This window comes from Bradyrhizobium sp. SHOUNA76, assembly GCF_023006445.1.
Classification (GTDB): Bacteria; Pseudomonadota; Alphaproteobacteria; order Rhizobiales; family Xanthobacteraceae; genus Bradyrhizobium.
Genome location: NZ_JALBHA010000544.1, coordinates 1 through 4042, shown reverse-complemented (window position 1 = coordinate 4042; position 4042 = coordinate 1). Strand labels below are relative to the sequence as shown.

Genomic DNA, 4042 nt, shown 5'->3' with positions numbered 1-4042 from the left:
CGGGCCGTCGCGCAGGATGATCTGGCCGGTCGGGCCCTTCGCCGTCGCGGCGAAATAATGCTGGGTGCCGGCGACCATCGCGGCGAGCACGTCCTTCTCGGCGCGCGCGGCGCCGTCGATCTCCACGACGAGATCACGCGAGACCTGGTCGAATACGGCTTCGAACACCGCCTCCTTGTTCCTGAAGTGATGATAGACCGCGCCCTTGGCGATGCGGGCTCCGTCCGCGATCTCGTCCATTGTGGTGGCGGCAAAGCCTTGCGTCCCGAACAGGCGGCGCGCTGCCGTCAGGATCGCTTCCAATGTCGCCGCCCGCCGCTCCGCCTGTTTCGCCATGCCTCTCTCGTCTAGTCGAATTCGAACCGTGCAGCCAGTTGACTTTTCGACTGTCGGTCGGTATTTACCGACTATCAGTCGGTTTTAATCGTGAGGTGGGCCATGCCGAGCCGTGACATCGTCGAAGCCTTTGCGAAGCGGCTGGAGACCGGAGATTTCATCGGCGCGATCGAGCAGTTCTACACACCTGATGCCGCGACCTATGAGAACAATGCCGAGCCGACGGTGGGGCGCGACAAGCTCGTCGCCAAGGAGCGCGCCGTGCTGGCGGCCTCCAGTCGGGTCAAGGCCGTGCGCATCGGGCCAAGCCTGATCGAGGGCGACCATGTCGCGACACGCTGGACCTTCAGCTTCACCAACGCCGAAGGAACCACGCGGACGCTGGACGAGATCGCGTGGCAGACTTGGCGCGGCGACAAGCTGATCGAGGAACGGTTCTATTACGATCCGAAGCAGCTTGGGCGGTGATGAGGGCGTAACTATCGGGCATCGCATCTGACGCATGAGCTTGAGACGTTGAGGCTTTCATGGCCGGGCCTGTCCCGGCCATCCACGATCTTCACTGCGGCGCGAAGAACGTGGATGCCCGGGCCTTCGCCGCGCCGAAGCGGCTTCGGCCGCGCAGGCGGGACAAGCCCGGGCATGACGGCCTCCCGTGATTGGCCCGGATGCAACTACCCTCGTATCTCCGCCATCACGCATTTGTATCGATTTGTTATCGATACTGCCGATCGAACACGCAGAAGTGGTCACGGCGAGCTCCGCAAACGGGGATAATTCATAGTTCGTCAAAGGTTTGCAGCGAATTCTCCAGACTGGGCCGGACCAACGGCCACGCTAGGCTCTGGAATGCGGACTCAAACGACCAGTTATGTCGCGCGGCTGCTCGCTGGCGATCTGTCGGCCTTTGGCGGTCCCGCAACCGACGAAGCCGTGGCCGGCCATATCCGCGCCGAACAGATGTCGCTTGTGCTCGGCTATTCGGTCGGCATCATGCTCGCCAATGCCTGCAACGCCATCGTGCTCGCCATCGCGCTGTGGCAGTCGCCGGACAGGATGCCTGCCCTGATCTGGGCGGTCGCTGTGGCCGCCGCCGCAATCGGATTCGGCGTCCAATCCCGCGCCGCGCGTCGCATCACAAAACCGCAATTCGTCTCGCGCCGCGCCATGCACCGGCTGGTGCGCAACGCTTTCATCCTCGGCGCCGCCTGGGGCATCGTCCCGGTCGCCTTTTTCGCCGATGCCTCGACCGGCGGGCAGCTTGTCATCACCTGCCTGTGCTCGGGCATGCTGGCCGGCGGCGCGCTTGCCTTCGCCACCATGCCGATCGCGGCCATCGCCTTCACGGCACCCATCTTCCTCGGCATCGCCATCTGCCTCGGCAGGAACGGCGATCTCGCCTTCCTGCTGATCGCCTTCCTCGTCGTGGTCTATGGCAGCGTGCTGCTGCGGGGCGTGTTCGTCAATTCGATCGCGTTCGCGCGGCGCGTGATGCGCCAGATCGAGGCGGAGCGGACGGTCCGGCTGGATCCTCTGACTCATCTGCCCAACCGCGTCGCCTTCAACGAAACGCTCGATGCCGCCTTGAGGCGGCTCGCTTTGTCCGGCGAGGAGTTCGCGGTACTCCTGCTCGATCTCGATCGCTTCAAGGAGGTCAACGACAAGTTCGGCCATCCTGCCGGCGACGAATTCCTGGTCCAGGTCGCAAGCCGCCTGCAGCGCTGCACGCGCGCGGCCGAACATATCGTACGCATCGGTGGCGACGAATTCGCGCTGGTCATGAACAATCTGACGCGGCCGGAAGACGCACTCGAGATCGCCGAGCGCTTCGTCGCAGCCTTCGAGGAGCCGTTCCAGATCGAGGGCCGCCAGATCGTGGGCGCAACCAGCGTCGGCATCGTGCTGGCACCGCGCAACGGCACTACGTCGCTCGACGTCATGAAGAATGCCGACGCCGCGCTCTACCGCGCCAAGAAGGCGGGGCCGGGTACGATCCGCTTCTTCGAGGAAGCCGACGACAGGGTCTCACGCGATCGCAAGGCGCTGCAATCAGACCTCGCCGGCGCGATCGCGCGAAACGAGCTGTTCCTCGTGTTCCAACCGTTCCTCGATCTCGACGAAAGCCGGATCACCGGCTTCGAGGCGCTGCTCCGCTGGCAACATCCGGAGCGTGGGCTGGTGCCGCCTAGCGAGTTCATCCCGATTGCGGAGGAGACGGGGCTGATCCACGAGATCGGCGAATGGGTCATCCGCCGCGCCTGCGCGACGGTTGCCAAGTGGCCGAACGAGATCAGGGTCGCCGTGAATTTCTCCGCGGCGCAGTTTCACAACGCCGGCATCCTCCAGACCATCGTGCAGGCGCTCAGCGACGCCAAGATCGCCCCGCACCGGCTCGAGATCGAGATCACTGAATCGATGCTGCTGTCGAAATACGGCTCGGCCGAGTCGGTGTTGAACGCACTGCTGCAGCTCGGCGTCACCGTGGCGCTGGACGATTTCGGGACGGGCTTCTCCTCCCTCACCTATTTGCGCAAGCTGCCGTTCAGCCGGATCAAGATCGACCAGTCCTTCATCCGCGACATGCTGGTGCAGCCCGACTGCGCCGCCATCGTGAAATCGGTGATCGGTCTTGCGCGTGACCTGCGCATCGGTGTCGTCGCCGAGGGAGTCGAGACCGCCGACCAGCTCGAATATCTGCGCCAGATCAGTTGCGGCGAGGCGCAGGGCTATCTGATCAGCCGGCCGGTGTCGGCGGATAGCGTGCTGGCGCTGCTGGAGACGAAGAAGTATCGGGCGATTTACGCGGCGTAGGCTACCTCGGGATAGGATCAATGCTGCCACGGAGCAGGTGCGCTCCCTCCCCCGCCTGCGGGGGAGGGTTGGGGAGAGGGTGTCTCCGCAGAGGGACTCCCCCAGGGGACAGAACCCTCACCCGGCGCTTCGCGCCGACCTCTCCCGCAAGCGGGAGAGGCTAGGAGCCCGCGGCGCCGTCCATGCACCTTAACGGCGTCCGGCGCCCGCGCGCGCTCAAATCGCATCCGCGCGCAGCAGCGTGTCCACGGTAATCGTCCCCCGTGCGCGGGAGACGCAGGCGCAAATCTTCTGATTGCTTTCTTTCTGATGATCACTGAAGAAGACGTCGCGGTGGTCGATCTCGCCGTCGACCTCGATCACGTCGATGGCGCAGAGGCCGCATTCGCCGCGCTTGCAATCGTACATCACGTCATGGCCGCTGGCATTGAGCACATCCAGCATCGAGCGTTCGCGGGGGATTTCGAGCTCGACATTCGAGCCCTTCAGGCGCACGCGAAAGGCTTCGGTCGGCAGCGTGCCGCTGGAGCCGAAGGTCTCGTAGCGGAGATCGGGGAGCGGATGGCCGGCGCCGATCCAGGCGTGCCGCGCGGCATCAAGCATCCGCATCGGACCACAGAACAGCGCCAGCGCGCCCTTGGGGAGCGACGCGAACAGCGCGTCGAGATCGAGCCGCCGGCCTTCGTCACTGGCATGAACGACCAGGCGATCCCCAAGCATCGCGGCGAGATCGTCGAGATAAGCGGCCTCGCCGCGCGAGCGCACCGCATAATGCAGCGTGACGTCGGCTCCGCGCCGCGCCAGTGCCTGCGCGGCGCCGAGGATCGGGGTGATGCCGATGCCACCGGCGATCAGGCAGTAGCATTCGCGCGCCCAGTCGACTGCAAGCAGCGAG

Annotated in this window: 4 protein-coding genes; 2 read left to right on the top strand and 2 right to left on the bottom strand. The window is 65.0% G+C overall.

The annotated features are described in order from the left end of the window. A partial coding sequence (locus MOV74_RS32895) for a TetR/AcrR family transcriptional regulator (RefSeq protein WP_246931163.1) occupies positions 1-336 on the bottom strand: 336 nt, incomplete at its 3' end. A 102-nt stretch (positions 337-438) separates the two neighbouring features. Here MOV74_RS32895 and MOV74_RS32890 point away from each other — a divergent pair. Then, a complete protein-coding gene (locus MOV74_RS32890; RefSeq protein WP_246931160.1) occupies positions 439-804 on the top strand; it encodes a nuclear transport factor 2 family protein in 366 nt (121 codons plus the stop codon). 381 nt (positions 805-1185) lie between these two features. After that, the gene (locus MOV74_RS32885; protein ID WP_246931158.1) at positions 1186-3147 is read left to right on the top strand and encodes a bifunctional diguanylate cyclase/phosphodiesterase; all 1962 of its coding nucleotides are present in this window, start codon (positions 1186-1188) and stop codon (positions 3145-3147) included. A 216-nt stretch (positions 3148-3363) separates the two neighbouring features. Here the strand turns inward: MOV74_RS32885 and MOV74_RS32880 are convergent. Further along, a partial coding sequence (locus MOV74_RS32880; protein ID WP_246931156.1) for a PDR/VanB family oxidoreductase occupies positions 3364-4042 on the bottom strand: 679 nt, incomplete at its 5' end.